Here is an 18,633-nt window from a genome sequence, read left to right on the forward strand (position 1 = left end):
CCGTTGGATATTTTACCCCATGAAAAACAAATTCATGAGTATATCAAAACGATTGAGCATCTAAAAAAGCAAAGCCAGGACAATCCTATTTTTGATGTTGAAATTCTCAAGTTGGAACAGAAATTAGAGAAGCTCAAGCAGCATGTGTATTCAGAGTTGACACCTTGGCAAAGAATTATGATTTGCCGCCATTCTGCGCGGCCGCATGCCATTGATTTTATCCGCAATATGTGTGAAAGCTTTACTGAGTTGGCCGGTGATCGCAGCTATAAAGACGATCATGCGATTGTTGGCGGTTTGGCTAAAATCGGCGGAGTCAAATGTGTGATCATGGGTCAAGAGAAGGGGTATGACACCGAGAGCCGTGTCTATCGCAATTTTGGTATGCTAAATCCGGAAGGTTTCCGTAAAGCTCTTCGTTTGATGCAATTGGCTGAAAAATTCCATTTGCCTATCGTGTCGCTTCTGGATACTCCAGGTGCTTATCCGGGCCTTGAGGCGGAAGAGCGTGGACAGGGATGGGCGATTGCTCAAAATCTGCGTGAAATGATGCGCATCAATACTCCCATTATCGTGGCGGTAATTGGTGAGGGCTGCTCTGGAGGTGCTCTTGGAATGGGTATAGGGGATGTTATTGGAATGCTTGAACATTCCTACTATTCGGTCATTTCGCCCGAAGGCTGTGCTTCCATTTTGTGGAAAGACGCCTCGAAGAACGTTGAAGCCGCATCCGCTCTTAAACTCAATGCTGAAAATCTACTAGAGTTGAAAATTATTGATGCTATTATTCCTGAACCTCTTGGCGGTGCTCATCATGACCCGCAGCTGGCTTCCCATAATCTTAAGCAATTTATTTTAGAACAAATGCATATCCTCAGACGCATCCCTTCTTCTTTGCTGCTAGAGCAGCGTTATTTGAAGTTTCGTCAAATGGGACAGTTTTTAGAAGGTTAATGATTAACTATGCGTCTTTTATTGCGAACTGCTTTGCTTGGCCAACGACACCGTTTGTTAATTGGCTTAACTATCTTGTCTATGATTCTTTTGACTTTTGCTTCCCAGTTAGAAGTTGTGGCGCTAGGAGTCATTACAAGAAAAGGTCCCGACTTTTTTGAATTATTCGCTCCTATTAAAGAAGGTAAATTAGACCGTCAGCTAGAGGTAACGTGGGAAGAGGTTGAGCAGCGTTGGACTCAATTGGATCCGGCTCAGGAAGGGATGGTGACGCTTCATGATACAAACCAATTTTTGAGCGAGTATAAGGGGCGCGATTTAGTCGAGAAAGTTGTTGAAGGGTTGAACGTTATTATTCCGATTGGGACGAGCTTAAAAGCTCTGGCTTTATTTATCGTCTTTGTCGCTCTCTTTAAAGCTATTTCTCTTTTTTGCCAACGCTTTGCAGCCAGGCTTGTTGCCATTCGAGTAAGTCGTGATTTGCGTCAGGCTTATTTTGAGCACATTCAAGCCTTGCCGATGGAGTTTTATCAGAAGCACAACATCGGAAGCCTTTCTTCACGTGTAGTGGGAGATGCTTCGCTTGTGGCAGAGGCCTTGAATGCTTGTTTGGTGAATTATCTCCAGACTCCATTTACTGTTTTAACAACGCTTGGGCTCTGTTTCTATACATCTTGGCAGCTTTCTCTTATCATTTTCTTTGGTTTCCCTTTGATTGTTTTCCCTATCGTATTTTTGGCTAAAAAGGTCAAAAAGATTTCTAAACAGATTCAAAAAAATCAGGAAACCTTTGCTACCGTTTTGATCGATTTTCTAGCGGGAATTCAAACTGTCAAAGTCTTTGCCATGGAAGAATTTTCGCTAAAAAAATACCGCGAACAGAATGCGAAGATGGCAGCTTTAGAGCAAAAAAGCGCCCGCTATGATCTTTCTTCTAGACCAATCGTACACACCATTGGGATGTTCTTTTTGGCAACAGCGCTTTTATATGGCTTATACGTTTTACAGCTTAATGTGTCGGATGTCCTTGTGTATTGCGGCTTGCTTTATGTTTTCTATGAACCCATTAAAAAATTTGCTGAAGAAAATACACATATCCAAAGAGGCATTGCAGCGGCAGAAAGAATGCAAGAGGTTTTAGATTTGCAGCCGCAGATTCGAGATCACGATGGTGCCCTTCATTTAAACACCTTAGATGAGACGATCGAATTTGATGATGTCTGGTTTAAGTATGAGTCTAAGTGGGTCTTAAAAGGAGTCAGCTTTTCTGTCCGCAAAGGGCAAACGGTTGCGCTTGTGGGCCCGACAGGGTCTGGTAAATCGACCATTGTGCAACTGCTTCCGCGCCTTTACGACGTTCAGAAAGGGGAAATCCGCATTAATGGTCGCCCACTTACTACCTATACCCAAAAGTCACTGCGTGAACAGATGGCTTTTGTGCCGCAAAAGCCTTTTCTTTTTCTTGATACTGTTTCTGAAAATATCTCTTTTGGCCGCCCTTTTAGCCAGGCAGATATTCAAGAAGCTGCAAGGCAGGCCCATGCTGACGAGTTTATTTGTCAGTTGCCAAACGGCTATCAAACTGAATTATCTGAGGCTGGTAAAAACCTGTCTGGCGGGCAACAGCAGCGTTTAGCGATTGCACGCGCGCTTGTTAAGAAGGCTCCTATTTTGATCATGGATGAGGCTACCTCGTCTCTTGATGCCATGAGTGAAGCCCACATCAAGTCCGCTTTGGGGCAGCTGCATGGAAAAATGACTCAGATTGTCATTGCTCATCGCTTGTCAACCATCGAAGATGCCGATAAAATCATCTTCTTGGAGCACGGTGAAAAGATTGCCGAGGGGACCAAAGATGAGCTTTTACAAACATGCCCTCCTTTCAAGAAGATGTGGGAGTTGATGTACCAGCAGCCAGCTTTGCAAGCCGGCAATGGATAGCTCCACTCGCTCTGTCTTTAATCAATGATAAAAAGGGATGGTAGGTCTGGCTTAAATGAACTCATCTTTATACAAACAGTGTAGCTTTGGCTTAAGCCCAATTTCTCTGTTTGCATAAAGGTGAGTACTTAATGGGAGCAGTCATTTTCAAGAAAAGCAAAACCTAGATTTTTGATTTTTTGATTGGAAACTTTTTTATTTCCGCCATGGGGGCTGGCTCGCGAAGGATCCCAAGCTATTTTGGGAAGATTAGCCTGCTGGCATAGTTTGTCATAGAATTCACGTCTTGGCAGATGCAGATCATTGCATAAATTAAAAAGGCCGTGCAGTGACTTTGCCAATGCAAAATCAAGAGCTCTTACAATATCCGTTAAGTGAATGAGATTGGTGTATTGATTACCGGTCCCTGGGAATGTAAGCGTAGGGGATCGTCGCAAACGATCGCTAACATAGCGACCTGGGCCATAGATTTCTCCCAATCGGAAAATGACGACGCGTCCAACGGTTGTTTCAAGAAAAGTTTGCTCGGTTTGGTATAAGCATCGGCCATTATCGCTTAGTGCAGCCAAAGGTGTCGCCTCGTCTACCCAATCCCCTTGGAAATCTCCATATACAGAGGTGCTGCTAGTGTAAAGTATGTGCTTAAGCTTCGGCAGCCTGGGAAGATGCTCTGCAATCTGCTGTGCCGTTTGGAGGTAAGTTGCTAGATAAGTGGAATTTGAATCCGGTGCTACGCTTACTAGAAGGGCTTCTATTTCGCTTAAAAAGGGAAAAAGGAGCAGGTCTTGGATTAGATGAACTTCATCGGCACATTGCTGCAAAGAAGCTATTCGCTCTTGCTTGCGAGTGGTGACGGAAATGTGATGACCAGCAAGCTTCCAGTAATGGGCGGCCGCTTGGCCAACGTATCCGCAACCCAGGATTCCGATCTTCATGCGGCCCCGGCAGCTCCTGCAGGTTCTAGCATACCGAGCCGTGAGAAGCTCTCTTTCAATTCGTGGTTTTCAGGCTTGTCAAAGGCACCCGTTGATACAAGCCATTGAATGTAATTGCGCGGGATTTGGCTTAGCGGTTGGCCTTGATGTTTACCAAATGGCATATGCTGGATGAGGCGAGGGCGATTTAGAAGGGAATATACTTCATCGATTTCCAAGTCATCGATCATGTAGCTAAAGACCTGATGAAGAACGATCACGTCATCGAGTGCGCGGTGGGCATTATTGGCAGCGACTCCATAAATTTCACGCAAGAATTGAAGCGTATGGCGGGGAAGATCCGAACGATAACGTCTTGCCCATTTCAGAGTATCTAAAAACTTCCAATGCGTGGGCATTGACAGTTGATTGCGCTCGTATTCGAGGCGTAAAAAGTGGTAGTCGAAGTTGTCATTGTTGTGGGCGATCAGAACCACCTCACCTTCGCAAAATTCGGCAAATTCGAGTCCAATTTGGGCGAAGGAGGGAGCATCTGCCACCATCTCATCTGTAATGTGGTGAATGGCAGTGGATTCAGGAGGAATGGGGAAGCCAGGATTGACGAATCTTTCAAAGCGGCGGTTAAGAAGGGGATCATAGGCGGCAATTTCAATGACCCGATCCCTTTCTGCCTTTACTCCGGTGGTTTCTGTATCGTAATAAATGGCTCTTAGAGGCATGTCCTTACTTTCCCTGATCCATTTCCTGGGCTTTTTCTAAGATTTCATCTAGCGTTGTTTGGCCAAATCCAACTGCTTCGATAGGCGTCGCAAACATTTGGCAGACATGCTCAACCGTTTTAAGGAAGGCTAGTAAAAGCTCTCCATCGATTTTTTTATTTGGCGTTGGTAGCATCAGGCGATAGAATACAACTCCGGCCGTTTCATCCATGCCAAAGCCTGGAACATCCAATTCTTTGTTCAATAAATGGAGCAAACGAGCCATGTCTGGAACGACATTGCGTTCTAGCTGGCAAGGAATGAAGGCTAGCATTTGCAAAAGATGGCCATCATCAAAGACTCGGAGAAAAAGAGGGTATTCTTTTTGCGAAACTTTTAAAATTGTATAGACTTGCTGGGTTTCCGACTGGATATCTGCTTCATACTTATTCTTCTGCATGAAAGCTAATAACGCTTCTGGGGTCATATTAATCATGATCTAATCCTTTTAATCTTAGAGGCTGTTCGCAAGGGCGTAAACAGTCTTTTACATTCCCATACCAGGTAACATGCTACTGGCTTTTTCACACGTTACGGACGGATTATTTGTCGTTGGCACCACAGAAAATTCATTTTCGCCAGGCATGCGATAGCAGCTTGATAAAACCAATAAAAGAGGAAGAAGAGTCCAGTAAGAGAGCGTGCGTTTCATTGTATCATCCATATTAAAACATAAAATGGATTGTAATTTAACGGTTTTGCGAAATTCGATCAATGTTATACGTCATTTGCCAAAAAATTGCCCTTGTAAGTTATTTAGCTGACCGGAAAACTGGCACGTCCAAACTTGAGTCTATGGCTGAATAGGTTCTTTAGTTGGTTGACTTGCGACAAAAGAAGGACTCGATTGCCACAATGGGTTTGTTCAAAACAATGCGTTTCCAGCCACAGGCATAAATCGCTAAATAAAGCGTGCAATTCTTCTATCGTAAGCTCTTGGGAGAAGCTGTGCATCCAGTCGTGATTTTCATCAGAGGCTTCCGCCGCTTCCCTGAGTTTTTTCCAAGCTTCGTTGGTGTTAGAGGAAATGGGTTCATCTTTAATTTCAAGCCCATTCTCCTGATGCTGTTCTAAGGTTTGCAGGAATCTTAAGACTGATGAGCGAATGGTCGTTTCTAGTTTTTGCGTATGGGTAGGTAAAGAAGCACTTTGGGCAATAGTATGCGTGCGATGCCAGCCAAGATAGAAGAGGGCGTTAGCAGGACGGATGTCTTTTTGCAGGCTTCCTTTTCCAGGAGGTAGGGGCATCGCAGTCTGCCAATGATGAGCGACGAGCTGATGCGAACACTCCTCTTTTTTTTCGGCCCAACACCAACCTTGTAAGGCCCAATAGGGCGAAAAGAAACCGATCAACGAACTTATCATGCGAATAGCGGTGCAAAGAAGAGGGCACAATAATTGGATGAGAGTTAAAAAAATAAGGTGAAAAAACCCACTAAAACTTAGCTCAATAGCCTGGTTCCGGATTTTTACGGTTAAATAGGCCAATAGGTGTGATAAGGCAGCAAGTATTTTGATGGCCAGGTAAAAGGGGAAACGGATGGCCTCGCCCAATACGTTGATAAACAGATTGGCTCTTGTAGGAAGAGCGCCTGTTTTCAATGCCATCTCAAAAATTTCAATACTTTTTTGCGCACAGAGTACATCAAATTCGTATTGATTGTTTAAGTTGGTTATGGAGGTGCGACTGTTCATTTTAACCAAACCTCTCTCTAAATAAGAAAGGATATTAAAAACGTAATAAAATCTCAATTAAAACGATGGTTTTAGAAGAGGAAGTTCAGCCAACTGCTATAGGAGTGTGTCCTTGGTACGTAATAGCCTTTACAGCATAAAAAGCCTCCACCAAATCCATAAATTGCGGCAATTGCATCATCCCGCGCCTTTTCCCAACCTGATTCTTCTAATCGCATCTTTCGGCGGCGGCACAATACAAATGCCACCTTTGCTATGAACTTTCTCCCAAATCAGAATGTGTTGCCGCACCTTCCTGCTGGACAGGTATGATGGGAGGAAAACCAATTTTTGATTGCTTTTTCATCAATCCAAGTAGTTGGACTTCCCCTTTGAATGAGGTCTTTGTTATGCTCAGACCAATTTCTAATGCGATAATTAGGTTCAGTTTGCATGGGTAGTCTCTGCATTTTTTATCAAAAGCAGACTACTCCATGCATTTTATATTTTCTCCGCGTTTTTCATGAGTTTTGAGGAAAGAGGTTGTCTTTCATCTGTTCAGCTAGTTCACCTAATAAACTAGCTGGAAGATGTGGATACTGATCAGCCAGATGAGATAGACTTGAGCCAGATGTGATATAATCAGGTGTAATATAATTTAGAACATCTTTTGCAACAGCGGCTGAAAAATCGTCTATAGAGCTGCCTGTATTTGTTTTGAGAGCCTCTTGAGCTTCTGTTTTATATTTAGGAATTAATAAATTATAATACTTCCCCATTTCAATCAAATGACTTAAAAAGAGCTGTTTTTCTGGAGAGCAAGCCATCTCATTAAGCTTTTGCTGGCATTCCTCATGACTTAAGTTTTGAAATCCAGAAGTTTTTAATTGATGTTTCAAAAGATCCAATAAAAGAGGATGCTTATCAGCTTTCAATTGCTTTAGCATCTTTAGCTGAAGAAGCGGGCTACTAGCAAGCTCCCAAGCACAGTTGAGTTGATCTAAGGTTTCGGCTGTAGCCGCAAAGGCTATAAATAAAGGATCTCCCTTTTCTGCTCCAAGCTCAGGTGAGAATAATTTAGAATGTTTTTGCATTTCTTTATCAATTATTTTATCAAAATGATTATATAAAACCGGCTCTTGTCCTTTTAAGTGTTTGACTATTCTTTGAACAAGGCATAAGACTATGGGCTCTGATGGCAGCCTGGAAAATTCAAACAAATTTTTTATCTTAAAAGACTCTTTGATAGCATCGAGATTTTTTAAATTGTAAATAGCATGACCAAGCCATTCACAGAGTTGAGCCTCAAGCTTTAGTTGAGTAGGGTGTGGCGAGCCTTGTTGGGGGTGGAGGGAAATTAGAAGGGGATTCATATATATATCCTTTTAGTCTTATTAAATATTTACTTGTGTTTTTAATTAGATTTCATTTCCTGCTTGCTAAAAGATTTTATTTCTTGCAAGCCTATTCAAGTTTGCTGTCACAAGCACCTTCCTGAAATTCTTGTTGTGAAATGCACATGAAATCAAATAATGAATTTTATATCAGCATAAATATGGTTTATTTATTAGATTTGTACAGACTTAAATAATAATAAAAAAATAATCTATTTCAAATAGAATTGTAATTATTTTTTTTGTAAATCAGTTTGGCTTTTAATTGAATCAAGTTGTAATTAATTAAAAGAAATTAAATTTGGATTTTCGGTTCAAACGAGTGATTGATCCTTAAAAGAATTGCTACTGTTTGAAGGGCAAAACTTAAGAATTTTTTGGCTTGGGTTGATCGGAAAAAAAGGGAGGGAGAGTACGAGCCGAATCGCTGTCCCCTTTTTCATCGGACTCCGGCGCGGCCCCAAGAGAAGCGAGCTGGGCAACACCCATTGGGGATTCTGCGATCAATAAGGTCTGACCCTGGACGTCCAAGAGATAAAGAGTGGAGCGTGGGGAAAGATAGCGTGTCTCTAAGACTTTAATGGAGCTTGCTTGATTGAGTTGAGTTACCCGCGTCTTGGTCATCTTCTTAAGCATCCAGGAGGCTAAGAGCATGAAACCGATCAATAAACCCAATAAAAAGAGCATATTCATAAATTTAGATTGAAAAGTGTCTGAATCCTTTACAACGGGATCGACTAAGGGATCATGATAGGCGTCTGGAAGGTGTACGGCATTGGCATCGTAAACAGGATAGTCGGAGCTGTCTTGTTCAATAGAATGGGCATCTTTGGCGAGAGGAGGCTGGGTTTGAGATTCCTGGGCCATACTTAATGAGGCTGAAAAGAGCGTTAAGAACAAGAAAGGGATGAGAAGATATTGTTTCATAGCTATAATGATGACCATTAATGTTAAAAGATGGCAAAACGTCGAACAAAGCGAAATGTAACACTACCCATAAAAGAGTTTTTTCCTATGTTTTTTCACCCTGTTCAGGGAATTATCGCCTTGGATATCGATGGTACGGTAACAGCAGAAGCAGAGCACATTCCTCCCGATGTCATTCAGTTTTTACACTCTCTCTATCAAAAGGGATGGCAAGTTATTTTTATCACAGGACGCCCCTTTCAATGGGGGATGCGTTCGTTGCAAAGGCTTCCCTTTCCCTATGCTGTGGCTGTGCAAAATGGTGCTCTTTTGGTAGAGATGCCGGCAGAGAAAATTTTGGCAAGAAAGTATCTTTCTCATGCGGACATCTCCAATATGGAAGTTATCTGTTCTCAGCACCATACCGATTTCGTGGTCTATGGAGGGTATGAGAATCAAGATCACTGCTATTACCGTCCTAAAAAATTTCCATCTAATGTTTTGGAATACGTGCAAAAGCGGACGGCCCAACTTGGTGAAAAATGGCAGCCCATGCAAACCTTTGAGCACTTGCCCACCTCTTCTTTCGCCTCTTTCAAATGCTTTGCCAAAGAACGAGCCGCCTTTTTACTAAGCGAACAGATCGAGCAAGAACTCGCTCTCCATGCTCCGCTCATTCGCGATCCTTTTAGCACCGACTATTTTGTCGTACAAGTCACCCACCCTGACGCAACGAAAGGAGCGGCTTTAAAAGAATATGTGAAGTTAAAAGGGATAAAGACTCCAGTTATAGCCGCCGGTGACGACCTTAACGACTATTCGCTTTTGAAAGCAGCGACAATAAAAATTGCGATGAGCAATGCACCGCAAAAGCTTTTATCGATTGCCGATATCGTGGCTCCTCCTGCCAGTGAACAGGGCATTATTGAAGGCTTGACCAAGGCCTTGACACATCTTTCTCAAAATAAAGGGGGCAGCCATGGTTGATCGTCCACTTGCAACCGTTGGCGGATTAATCATTGCCGATGATGGCGATCTTTTTCTTGTTCGTTCGAAAAAATGGAAAGACCTTTATTCATTGCCTGGCGGCAAAGTTGAGTGGGGGGAGCGGCTAGAAGATGCTTTTCAGAGAGAAGTGAGGGAAGAAACTGGGTTGGAAATTACCGATATTCGCTTTGCCTTTGTTCAAGAATGCATTGCCTCTCCTGAGTTTTGGCAGCCTCGACACTTTGTCATGAACGACTTCATTGCCAAATTAGACTCTTCATGCGCTAAAACGACCGTTGTTTTAAACGACGAAGCTTATGAATTTATCTGGGTACAGCCCAAAGAAGCTCTTAATTTACCCCTGCATCGTGAATGTCGCGTGCTCATCGAATGGTATTTGTCTCATAATCCATTTAGAAAGCCTCGCTTGGGAGTCATTGGATTTGAGCACCATCATGTACGCTGTAAAATCGGTGTGTATCCTCATGAACGCACGCAAGAGCAAGATCTCTATTTTGATGTTAAAGCGGAGATTGATTTTGCAACACCTGCCGCCACAGACAATGTTCAAGACACCTTGGACTATACTCAACTGACTGATCTCTGCACAAAAGTGGCTCAAGAAGGCGGCTATCAATTATTAGAAACCCTTGCTTGTACGATCATGAATCGTATCTTTGCGCTTTTCAAAGTTCGATGGGTTAAGATTCGCATTAAGAAACCGGCTGCCATTCCAAGCGCTGAATACGCTGTCATAGAAATTGAAGAGCGCAAGGAGGGATGAGAGTGGCTTGGACATTGGTGACAGGAGGTGCTAAAGGGCTTGGAGCCGATTTGTGCCATACTCTTGCGAAAGAAGGGTATTCAATTGCCGTCCATTATAACCGAAGTGAAAAAGAGGCCTTGGAAGTAGTAAAGCACTGTCAAGCATTTGGAGTGGAGGCAGTTGCGATTCAAGGCGACTTTTCATCGTTAGACTCCCTTTTGGACTTTACTGGAAGATATGTGAAGCAATTTCCCGATACCCGGCATCTAATCAATAATGTGGGCAACTATTTAATTAAATCGGCTGTTCTGACTGAAGTTGACGAGTGGATGGCTCTATTTCAGACCAATCTTCATACTCCTTTCGTTTTAATTAAAGAGCTTTTGCCTTCTTTGACTAATTTGAAGGGGCAGATTATCAATATTGGGATTTGCGGGCTGGAAACTCATCAGGCTCGAACCTATTCAACGGCTTATAGCATGACCAAGGCTGGTTTATTGATGCTAACGCGTTCACTTGCAAAAGAGCTGGCCCCGCAAGGCGTCCGCGTTAATATGATTTCGCCAGGCCATTTATCGACCTCGATCAACTTGCCGGAGGCTTGCAAGCTTCCCATGGGGCGGCCAGCCACGTGCTGGGAGGTGAGCCGCGTTGCGGCCTTTTTACTTCACCCGGACAGCGCTTATTTAACAGGACAAAACATCGAAGTTGCAGGAGGCGTCGGCTTATCATGATCAACGAAAAAACGGACCAGACGGAGCGCTTAAAAGTGCTTATAGACAAGGCTTTATTATCAGGGCGTGCTTTTCAGAGCTCCCAAACAGGTTTCGTGCATTATTACAACAGCCTGCCTGTTCCAGCTATTCATCAGACCATTCCCCTTTATGAGAATGGTTTGTTTGTCTTGGCTCTCTTGCGTTCACGCCTCGTAGAAAATATGAATGAGGCAAAGGAGCTTTTAGATAAGCTCTTAAATTTTCAAGCTATTCAAGGTGAAGCAGAAGGTAATTTTCCCTTCTATGTGCACGAGTATCCTTTTTGTTATGACTCTGAAGTGGGAGTGAGGCTAATTGCCCCCTTTTACTGGATTTTAAAGCAGTTTGGACATGTGCTGGGGCTTGACTTAAAGCAAAAGCTTGAAAAAAGATTAGCCAATCTCGTGCGCTATGGAATTCGAACACATGCCGAGCATCCTTTCCCCTATTCTTTGGCGGCTCGTTTAGCGGCGGGCTTGCAAGCGTGCGGAGGGTTGTTGAAGAACCAAGAGTGGCTGGAAAAAGGCATAAGCTTATGGAAAGAGCTTTCTCAGCCGTCGATTAGCTGGTACGCGACTGTCTATTTGGCAGATCTCTTAATTGCGCATCAGATGGTTGGGATGCAAGACTCGGATTGGAAGTCTTTTTGGAGCTTTGTCAATGGTTCTTGGCATCCTCAGTTAAGCTGTTATATTGGTCCGTGCGTGAGGGAATGGCAAAATAAAGATGAGCCTCAAGCAAATCTCTATGACCTTTTCATGGGCTTTTTTTGCGGCCACTTTTCGCACAGAGTGGAGGCTCTTGGCATTTATCACCTGCAAGGGAGCTTGATTCAATCGCAGATTCCTGCAGGTATTGAAAGCCAATGTTCTCATCAACTATCTGGGCTCTACAAAGAGCAAATGTGGCAGCTAGCTGGAGATTCAACACAGGCCTATGCGTTATTGGAAAAGAAAGGCCATGCTGGCCCGATTGGCGAAAAAACGATAACCCCTTTTCGTTTAGCCTGGGGTGCACCAGAGCGTCTTCATACTCTAGTTTGCCAAGGTGGAAAATACAGCCAGGCCAGCTATCAAACGCATGAAGCCGGCCGGTGTTTGGAGCTCTTTTTTTATTTTGGCGAAGAGTCGGAAAAAGAGGAAAAGGATAGGCAGCGAGACATTTGCTTTTATTGGGATGATCATCCTGATTGGCAGGTGCGCGTTGAGGGGGAAATGTCCAATACTTTCGAATTCGGCAAAGAGCTTTCTTTCAGTTTTGACAATGGAAAAACGCTTTTAATGACTTTTGAGCTCGCTGAAGGGGAGGGCCAATTTTTTGGCCATATAGCACGAGGTAATCGGCCTTCGCAATTGAAGTTGATCAGCGAGGAAAAGCACTTTCAAGCTTACGATGCCTTGCTTTTTGTCCGGACAGTTAGGCGAAAGACGCCTTGTTTGATTAAAGCCACGCTCAAGTTTACTTAAAGCGTACCGTTAGATGGCGAGACAGGAGCAACCCCCAATTCATAGATGAGCTTCATTTCCTTATTAGACTTTTTGCGACATTCCATGCGGCTGTTAAAATGCTCATTTTTGACAGCTTTTTTGATGAATTTTGCGACCATGTGTACACATATGCTCTCAAAATTCTACAGAAGATCTGTTCCAAAATATCTCATTTTTCCAACCAAAGCAAATTCTGCAAGAAGTCTCTTATTTAGAATTGTATTGGTCGGCTTTTTCTTAATCCAATTGGTTGGCTGTTGTCCAGGCTCGGCAAGCTACCGAGCCTTCTATGCTCATTTGCATCAGCCGCGTCCTTGCGTGTGTCCTATGGAAGAGGAGGAATACTTTCTCGTCATTTTAGTCAATGCTCGCCATCTCGACTACACCGACACGTGTTCTTTTTTTCATACCGTTGCCAAGCATCCAAGTGATGGAAGTACGACGGGCGATTTAGGCCATGCCTGGATCTATTTGCAAGGAAAAATAGGTGGGCAGACTCATGTTTTAGAAGGGGGGCATTCGGGAGAGCGTGGCCGTTTGCAGGCGCGCTATTTTGATGGCATCATGAATTACAATGACTGGGGATATGCCAATCCAACCATCGCACAAATGCAAAATCCCCGCTATGAGCCCAATCCAGTCAAGTATTTGTGGTCGACTTTAAATGATGGGTTCTTTCAAAAAGGAGCGGGTGGACATCGGCCTACTTATGCTGCCAAGGTCTCCTTGACCAAGCAGCAGTATCATCTCATTGTGAATTTTATCCGTTCCTATCCCTATCAATTCTATTCACTGACTCAGCAGCAATGTTCGACTTTTGTGTCTCAAGTTGCTTCTTTGGCAGACTTTTACGTTGAATCGATGACGCCTATGACAATCCAGCCACGCGTTTATTATGGAGGGGTTTGGGTCCGGCTATGGGATGATCCATCTTATGCCTGCATCGCGCTTGCGACACCTGATTTGATCGAAAAAGGATTGATGAAGGCCGTGAAGGATGGGCGTGCCGAGTATGCATTGGATTGGTACTTGCGCAGAAACAAGAGGCAAGCTAGATCCTCTTCCCGTATGCAAAATTAAATCAACCTTAAGTCATGCTCAATGAGAGTAGAAAACAATTACCTCTATGATCTAGATGTTATGTAAAGAGCATAAGGATTCACTCTTTCCCATGAGCTTCGTTTTTTCCCAAAAATAATCCTATTTTTTCTGCACTCAGTCGCTTTTCTAGTTAATAGTGGTAAAGCTAACTTTCGCAAATAAATAGCAATTAAATATTTGAAGGAGATTCACCAAGAGACAATAGCAGTAACATACGTCTTAATGCTTGCGGGTCCTAAAGTATCATCTAAGTAAAAGCAATAAAAATGAGCTATAGTCAATTTTGGATAGAGTACTTCATAGATGGGTGGAGCAGGGAGTCAATGATTTATCATTCTCTCTGCCTCTCTGTGCTTCCCCCGTCTTTTGCCTTAACTCTATTGAGAAAAAACTTCATAATCTTGGCTCACAAAAGCTTCTCTAGTCGTTTTTAAAGAATGGCTCTTTTATCAAGCTTTTATTTGACCAAGAAAAGATAAGTCGCTAGCATAAAATTTTTAGACCCTCAACACCCACTAAAAAGGCGGTTTTCTTGTTTTAGTTAATATTTAGTTTCAATTGAAAGCTTGTAAAAGGGGTGATGATGGTTTTTCAAGATTATAGTAATAGTATTTGGAATTCTAATTTATTCTCAGATTGGTGTGTCGATAAAGTCTATGACTATGCAAAGGCCGAAAATCAATCCCTTGTCAAAGCTCGGATGATGGCAGCGACCATGCCCGTCTTTTTAGCGTTACAGCTGTCATTTGAACTAGTCTTAAGTATTCCAAGAACGATTGTTGTCATTGCTGTTTCTACCCACTTTATTGTTTGCCTAGCCAAAGGCCAAGGACGAAGTCAGGAAAAACAAGAGTTGCTAAATATAGCAACACAAGTAGGCAATGTTGTTGTCAAAACAGTAAAAATAGCATCCCTTCTCTTATTTGGTGCTTTAGGTTTGATCGCAGCTGGACTCATCCTCCCAAGTGCTACAATGCGACAATTAGCTATTTGGAATATTGTTTCCTCGAGGATGCAATTCTTCATGCTAAACAATCAAGACGCAGAGCCTCCTCTTCGAAGAATTCCCTCTGCTGAAGAATTTTATGTGGTTGGTGAAGCTCCCAGGGTATATCATGCCACTAATCCCGCCGCTCATCCCAGCGTACAAAATCTGGCGACACCGCGAGAGGCCGCTAATAATCATTTGATCGAAGAAAGAGTGCAAATTATTCCTGCACGCCCCATTGCGAGGATTATCCCTAATCGACCGGCTCGGCCTGTTCGAAGAGCTGCCCAAAAAATTCCTGTTTATAGGTCTCCTCGCTCGCCTTTATCTTGGGATACTATAAGGGGAATGATGATGAATGACGAAGAGTCTGCAAGACAAGAGATGAAGAAGTTGATTAATTATGACATTCGATTGTTTTATCAGAAGATATCTGAACATAACCCCAATTTGAACAAAAGCCATTGGAATCTTTTTATTTCCAATCCTTATTACCTGGCATTTGTAGAGGTTCTTGTGGAAGCAAGCCCTCGGGAATTTTTAGACAGGCTCTTAAAAAAGAATGCCTATGCGGAATTGCCTTCCGATGAACAGGGAATCATATCCTTAAACTGTAGGAGTCATTTAAGAAGTCACGAGTATGCCGTTATCGAGTTGTATGAGAGCGATTCGATGTTAGAACTTGTCTTAAACAAATATCCGCTGCACGATCAAAGCGAGCGGCTGCTTAAGCTCTTTTCTGATGCTATGCCTGAGCTGTGGTTAAAGCAGGCGCTAGTGGAAGGGGCTTTACCCCTTTTATATAGGTTCAATCATTCGAAATTGCACCATTTATTTCGCTCTTACCCATATCTTCATCAACAATACACTAATTGGCATGATGGCTCTGAAATTTCTTTTGAAGCCTTTTTAGCAGAAAATCTAGAGAATTTGATCGAATCGGATGAGGCGATCGAAGTGGCGCTTTTGATTAAAAGCAAGCATCTCCTTTATCAAATTGCAAAATGCTTGGGTGAAGAGGGTTTTAAGGCTGACATACTCCGTCTTGGCCAAAAATATCCGCGCCTGAAAGAAGAGCTATTAGAGATAGGGGTAAAGGTGTTTCAAGAAGAGTGTGCATTCACAATTTTGGATTTTAGGGTGGATCACCTTTTAGGGCAAAATGTAAGCGGATTAATTGAGTCTTATATGGGAATGCTGGCAGCTCTTTTTTCAAAAGACACACATCTCATCAAGCAGGTTGCACAGCAATTGGGAGAAGAGGGCTTCAGTGAAATTGTAGACGATTTTTGCTACAGGTACCCCTCTCTTAGGACTGATACCGTCGAGATGCAAGTTAAACTATCTCAAGAAGGGAGCTCTCATTTAACCGTTCCTGATCATGCTTTATTATTGACGGCTGCTGTAAAGGCGTTGACTTCGACCAGTGAAAGGATTCGCTATAATCTCAATAAATATCCTCTGATGATGCGTGTTCTTGTAGAAGAGCTCCTTCAACGCTGTCCATCCGCTCTTTACGACTATTTATTGACTCCGCAAAATAATCAGTGCGAGTGGGTGAATATGCTCTGGAAGAGCGAAGAGGGCTCTTTTTTAAGGGTATTGCTGCAAAGAACGCCTTCTCTTTTTGCACAGGTGATGTTAGCGCCGGATGCGATGAAAAGGCTGGCTGGGCTGCGATCTTTAGCGGAGAACGCTTATCGGATCAGCTCTGTTCAGGAGCCCTTCTGTGAGACAGACTCGCTATTAAATCTGGTTGTGCGGCAATTTCATTCTAGCGAACGGTGTGCTTTTCTCTTTGATTTATTTGAAGAGTATCTTCCCGATTTATGGATGCGTCAAGCCCTGCTTCAATCGGTCTCGATCTTAAATAAGGTGCGCGAACACGAGCTGCTTTATCCTATTTTGAAGGCCTATCCCTATACTCAAGAAAAGCATTTGGAATGGCAAAATGAAGAAAAGACCCTTTCTTTTGCAGAGTTTTTTCATCTGCATTTAACGGATTGGGTTGCATCTGGCGAGGCATTTGAAATGGCCCTATTGCTAAAGTCAGATGAGGCATTAAAGCGAATAAACCAGCAAGAGGGGGAAGAGTCTTTCAGATTGGCAATGGCGGGGCTTTGCAGCAAATATCCGGCTTTAGCTGATGAATTGCGAGAGAAAGAGCAAACAGCTTTTTTATAAACATTGCATCGTTGAAAGCATTAGGGATTTTTTCGTTAATGAGTTTTGAGCTCTAAGGAAGATGGCTTCTTATTATTCCATGTATTTCTTCCAAGTGCAACGCGCTTTCTGTCAGTTTGAGCTTAATAAAGCCGCAATTGGGAACGATCCACTTATTCTTAGGTATGAAAGATAGGTGATCGAGGAAGGCTCTGATGACTCCGCCATGAGTTACGGCAAGAATCGTTTGTTCGCAGTAGGTTGACAGCTGTTCTGCTAAAAATGTTAAGGCTCGTTTAAAGATCGATGCTTGGGATTCAATTTCTGGATGCCAAGGGGTTTTTAAACAATAGTCTTGTGATAAGGCTTCCTGAGAGAGAAAGAACTTTTCGGTCCAGTGATCGAGTGTTTCTTTCGATTGACCTTCAAATGAGCCGGCCCAACGTTCTCGCAGGGCTGGCGTCTCAATAAAGGGGAGAACACGCGGGCCAATGATCAGTCTGGCTGTTTCTTTGGCGCGCGATAAGTCCGACGAATAGACGGCTGAAAAATCTATGTGCGCTAAACTCGAGCCGAGTTGCGCCGCTTGGCCCAGGCTCAGAGTATTCAAGGGAATATCTGTATGTCCTTGGATGCGTCCGGCTGCATTCCAATCGGTCTCTCCGTGCCGAACTAGATAGATTTCGCAGCTTTTATTCATACGAGTTCTTCAACCACTAAGGTTGGGCTATCGACTCCCACACCCATGGAATGAAGACCATTATCGACATAGATCGTTGTGCCGGTAACAGCCGATGCCAGATTCGAGGCTAAAAACGCGGCTGTATAGCCAACCTCTTCAGCGAAGAGCTCTTTTGCAAGCGGGGCATTGGCTTGAGAGTAGTCTATCATGCGATCGATGAAACCAATGGCTCTAGCTGCTCTGCTGCGAAGGGGCCCTGCTGAAATGGTATTAACGCGAACGCTCCATTTTCTGCCAGCTTCCCAAGCTAGGGTGCGCGTATCGCTCTCGAGAGCCGCCTTGGCTGAACTCATTCCGCCACCATAACCGGGTATAATTTTTTCTGAGGCAAGATAGGTTAGGGATAAAGCCGATCCGCCAGCATTTAAATGGGGGCCTAAATGAGCTAGCAGGCTAACAAAGGAGTAGGCGGAAGAACCAACGGCTGCTAAATATCCCTTGCGGCTTGTTTCCAAGAGCGGTTTTTGAACTTCTGGTGCATTGGCTAAGGAATGAATAAAAATGTCGATTTTGCCAAAGTCGCGTCCTATTGCTTCGCAGACTTCTGAGATAGTATAGCCGCCGATATCTTTATATCGTTTGTTTTCTCTAATCTCTTCTGGTACGTCAGCTGGCGTATCGAAGGACGCATCGAGCGGATAGATTTTAGTAAATTCAAGCATCGATCCATTCGATAGACGACGCGAAGCGTCAAACTTACCGGCTTGCAAGCTTGAAGTGAAAATTTTTAAAATCGGTGTCCAGGTTCCAACAATGATTTCTGCTCCCGCTTCCGCTAAAGCCTTGGCAATTGCCCAGCCAAATCCTTGATCATCCCCGATCCCAGCAATGAAAGCTTTTTTACCCTTTAAATTGATCTGCAACATAAAAACCTCATCTACTTGATAAATGGCAGGACAAGCAAAGGTAAGATATTTCTATTGTAAACACCTCATCACTCCTCTATTTGAACCATGCTCGATAAAAGACTTTTTATTCTAAAAGGTTACCCCTTTCTTGCAAACAGCAAAAAGTTTCTCGCTACTGAGTAATGCAGACTTAATTCTACCGGATGTTAATAAAATAATAATGATTGCAGGCCT

18 protein-coding genes are annotated in these 18,633 nt (G+C 43.3%); 8 read left to right on the forward strand and 10 right to left on the reverse strand.

What is annotated here, in order from left to right; translation table 11 throughout:
• The first annotated feature begins 3 nt into the window (after positions 1 to 3).
• Positions 4 to 954 (forward strand): acetyl-CoA carboxylase carboxyltransferase subunit alpha, encoded by a 951-nt coding sequence (locus PNK_RS03445; protein WP_032125239.1) that lies wholly within the window; start codon positions 4 to 6, stop codon positions 952 to 954.
• Between the two features lie 9 nt (positions 955 to 963).
• Complete coding sequence (locus PNK_RS03450; RefSeq protein WP_032125240.1) at positions 964 to 2,895, forward strand: ABC transporter ATP-binding protein; 1,932 nt, start codon at positions 964 to 966, stop codon at positions 2,893 to 2,895.
• 128 nt (positions 2,896 to 3,023) lie between these two features.
• Here PNK_RS03450 and PNK_RS03455 read toward each other — a convergent pair whose 3' ends face one another.
• From PNK_RS03455 to PNK_RS03480, 7 genes are all read right to left on the reverse strand, one after another.
• Positions 3,024 to 3,830 (reverse strand): SDR family oxidoreductase, encoded by an 807-nt coding sequence (locus tag PNK_RS03455; protein WP_059060311.1) that lies wholly within the window; start codon positions 3,828 to 3,830, stop codon positions 3,024 to 3,026.
• Positions 3,827 to 4,549 carry a putative quorum-sensing-regulated virulence factor gene (locus tag PNK_RS03460; RefSeq protein ID WP_032125242.1) on the reverse strand — a complete coding sequence of 241 codons (723 nt, stop codon included), beginning with the start codon at positions 4,547 to 4,549 and terminating at the stop codon, positions 3,827 to 3,829. Before PNK_RS03460 ends, PNK_RS03455 begins: the two co-directional genes overlap by 4 nt.
• 4 nt (positions 4,550 to 4,553) lie before the next feature.
• On the reverse strand, positions 4,554 to 5,024 hold the full coding sequence (locus PNK_RS03465; RefSeq protein WP_032125243.1) for a YbjN domain-containing protein: 471 nt from the start codon (positions 5,022 to 5,024) through the stop codon (positions 4,554 to 4,556).
• 51 nt (positions 5,025 to 5,075) lie between these two features.
• Complete coding sequence (locus PNK_RS13310) at positions 5,076 to 5,252, reverse strand: hypothetical protein (protein WP_158021680.1); 177 nt, start codon at positions 5,250 to 5,252, stop codon at positions 5,076 to 5,078.
• A gap of 92 nt (positions 5,253 to 5,344) precedes the next feature.
• On the reverse strand, positions 5,345 to 6,283 hold the full coding sequence (locus PNK_RS03470; RefSeq protein ID WP_032125244.1) for a hypothetical protein: 939 nt from the start codon (positions 6,281 to 6,283) through the stop codon (positions 5,345 to 5,347).
• Positions 6,284 to 6,783: 500 nt separating this feature from the next.
• The gene (locus tag PNK_RS03475; RefSeq protein WP_059060313.1) at positions 6,784 to 7,635 is read right to left on the reverse strand and encodes a hypothetical protein; all 852 of its coding nucleotides are present in this window, start codon (positions 7,633 to 7,635) and stop codon (positions 6,784 to 6,786) included.
• Positions 7,636 to 8,022: 387 nt separating this feature from the next.
• Complete coding sequence (locus PNK_RS03480) at positions 8,023 to 8,583, reverse strand: flagellar biosynthetic protein FliO (protein WP_158021681.1); 561 nt, start codon at positions 8,581 to 8,583, stop codon at positions 8,023 to 8,025.
• Between the two features lie 30 nt (positions 8,584 to 8,613).
• On the opposite strand from PNK_RS03480, the gene PNK_RS03485 reads away from it, so the two are divergent.
• From PNK_RS03485 to PNK_RS03500, 4 genes are read left to right on the forward strand one after another with little or no spacing between them, the layout of a single operon-like run.
• Positions 8,614 to 9,549: an HAD-IIB family hydrolase gene (locus tag PNK_RS03485; RefSeq protein WP_079992792.1), complete on the forward strand. Its 936-nt coding sequence runs from the start codon at positions 8,614 to 8,616 to the stop codon at positions 9,547 to 9,549.
• Positions 9,542 to 10,333 (forward strand): dihydroneopterin aldolase, encoded by a 792-nt coding sequence (gene folB / locus PNK_RS03490; RefSeq protein ID WP_059060317.1) that lies wholly within the window; start codon positions 9,542 to 9,544, stop codon positions 10,331 to 10,333. Before PNK_RS03485 ends, folB begins: the two co-directional genes overlap by 8 nt.
• A complete protein-coding gene (locus PNK_RS03495; RefSeq protein WP_059060319.1) occupies positions 10,330 to 11,049 on the forward strand; it encodes an SDR family NAD(P)-dependent oxidoreductase in 720 nt (239 codons plus the stop codon). Before folB ends, PNK_RS03495 begins: the two co-directional genes overlap by 4 nt.
• The gene (locus PNK_RS03500) at positions 11,046 to 12,536 is read left to right on the forward strand and encodes a hypothetical protein (protein WP_059060320.1); all 1,491 of its coding nucleotides are present in this window, start codon (positions 11,046 to 11,048) and stop codon (positions 12,534 to 12,536) included. Before PNK_RS03495 ends, PNK_RS03500 begins: the two co-directional genes overlap by 4 nt.
• On the opposite strand, the gene PNK_RS13315 is transcribed toward PNK_RS03500, so the two are convergent.
• Positions 12,533 to 12,676: a hypothetical protein gene (locus PNK_RS13315; RefSeq protein ID WP_158021682.1), complete on the reverse strand. Its 144-nt coding sequence runs from the start codon at positions 12,674 to 12,676 to the stop codon at positions 12,533 to 12,535. The two genes, PNK_RS03500 and PNK_RS13315, sit on opposite strands and share 4 nt — an antisense overlap.
• A 103-nt stretch (positions 12,677 to 12,779) precedes the next feature.
• Between PNK_RS13315 and PNK_RS03505 the strand changes: the two genes are divergently transcribed.
• Together PNK_RS03505 and PNK_RS03510 are read left to right on the forward strand one after the other, a co-directional pair.
• On the forward strand, positions 12,780 to 13,637 hold the full coding sequence (locus PNK_RS03505) for a hypothetical protein (RefSeq protein ID WP_158021683.1): 858 nt from the start codon (positions 12,780 to 12,782) through the stop codon (positions 13,635 to 13,637).
• 601 nt (positions 13,638 to 14,238) lie between these two features.
• Positions 14,239 to 16,830 (forward strand): hypothetical protein, encoded by a 2,592-nt coding sequence (locus PNK_RS03510; RefSeq protein WP_158021684.1) that lies wholly within the window; start codon positions 14,239 to 14,241, stop codon positions 16,828 to 16,830.
• A 52-nt stretch (positions 16,831 to 16,882) separates the two neighbouring features.
• Here PNK_RS03510 and PNK_RS03515 read toward each other — a convergent pair whose 3' ends face one another.
• Entirely contained in the window at positions 16,883 to 17,509 is a 627-nt protein-coding gene (locus PNK_RS03515; protein WP_059060325.1) for a histidine phosphatase family protein, read from the reverse strand.
• Positions 17,506 to 18,417, reverse strand: a complete 912-nt coding sequence (locus PNK_RS03520; protein ID WP_059060327.1) for an enoyl-[acyl-carrier-protein] reductase — start codon at positions 18,415 to 18,417, stop codon at positions 17,506 to 17,508. Before PNK_RS03520 ends, PNK_RS03515 begins: the two co-directional genes overlap by 4 nt.
• Between the last annotated feature and the right edge of the window lie 216 nt (positions 18,418 to 18,633).

Source organism: Candidatus Protochlamydia naegleriophila, from assembly GCF_001499655.1.
In the GTDB taxonomy this organism is placed as follows: Bacteria; Chlamydiota; Chlamydiia; order Chlamydiales; family Parachlamydiaceae; genus Protochlamydia; species Protochlamydia naegleriophila.